This window comes from Pseudomonas sp. Sample_9, from assembly GCF_004307535.1.
Classification (GTDB): domain Bacteria; phylum Pseudomonadota; class Gammaproteobacteria; order Pseudomonadales; family Pseudomonadaceae; genus Aquipseudomonas; species Aquipseudomonas mercuritolerans.
Map to the genome: position 1 here is coordinate 1 of NZ_RAZO01000197.1, position 1135 is coordinate 1135.

At 61.3% G+C, this 1135-nt stretch carries 2 protein-coding genes; both read left to right on the forward strand.

Translation table 11 applies throughout. The annotated features are described in order from the left end of the window. Window positions 1-512, forward strand: a 512-nt coding sequence (locus tag D6877_RS10960) for a baseplate J/gp47 family protein (RefSeq protein ID WP_178083669.1), incomplete at its 5' end; no start/stop codon positions are given. A 1-nt stretch (window position 513) separates the two neighbouring features. After that, window positions 514-1122 (forward strand): phage tail protein I, encoded by a 609-nt coding sequence (locus tag D6877_RS10965; RefSeq protein WP_130910775.1) that lies wholly within the window; start codon window positions 514-516, stop codon window positions 1120-1122. Window positions 1123-1135 lie beyond the last annotated feature (13 nt).

Genomic DNA, 1135 nt, shown 5'->3' on the forward strand with positions numbered 1-1135 from the left:
TGGCCTATGAGGGCTTGACCACGGCCGGCCCGCGTAACAGCTACATCCTGCATGCGCGTAACGCCTCTGGGCTAGTGGCAGATGCCACGGCTGAAAGCCCGGCGCCCTGTTACGTCACGGTCACGGTGTTGGGTCTGGACGGGGAAGGCGAAGCGCCGCCCGAGCTGCTGGCCACAGTAGCCGCTGCTCTGAATGACGACGACGTGCGCCCGGTTGGTGATCGGGTGACTGTGCAGAGCGCGCAGGTGATCCGTTACGAGATTGATGCCATTTTGCACATGGCCAGCGCCGGCCCGGAAGCGGATGCCAGTCTGGCCGAGGCCAAAAGCCGCTTGGCAGCCTGGATCAATCCACGCAAGCGGCTGGGCGTCGAGGTCGCCCGCTCCGCTGTTGACGCCCAGTTGCACGTTGCAGGCGTTGCCCGGGTTGAGTTGGTCGGATGGCAGGATTTGGCCCCGACCAAGGCGCAAGCGGCGTTCTGTACGCGGTACAACGTGAGGCTGGCGAGCTGATATGAAAAGTCTTTTGCCGCTCAACAGCACGCAACTGGAACGGGCCATGGAGGCCGCGTTCTTCGAAAAGACGATTGTCCCACTGCGTGACCTCTACAACGCTGATACCTGTCCGGTGCATCTGCTGCCGCACTTGGCATGGGCGTGGTCGGTGGATCGCTGGGATTACCGGTGGACTGAGGCGACCAAACGCGCGGCCATTAAGTCGTCTTACTACATCCACAAGCACAAAGGCACCACCGGTGCGTTGCGCCGGGTGGTCGAGCCGCTGGGCTATCTGATCGAGATTGTCGAGTGGTTCAACACGGTGCCCGAGGGCGTGCCGGGCACCTTCGCGCTGAAGGTTGGCGTGCTCGATACCGGCATCACCGAAGAAATGTATCAGGAGCTAGAGCGCCTGATTGACGACGCCAAGCCCGTCACCCGGCACCTGACCGGTCTGGCGATCAGCCTGGAAACTCAAGGCAATTTGAATATCGCCGTGTCCGTCTACGAAGGCGACGTAATCGACGTATACCCGCCCGTCATGCGTGACATCGAAGTCACCGGCAGCTTTGGCGTGGTCGGGCGCGAACACACCATAGACACCCTGGACGTTTATTATGATTGATGCGAATTCGCAG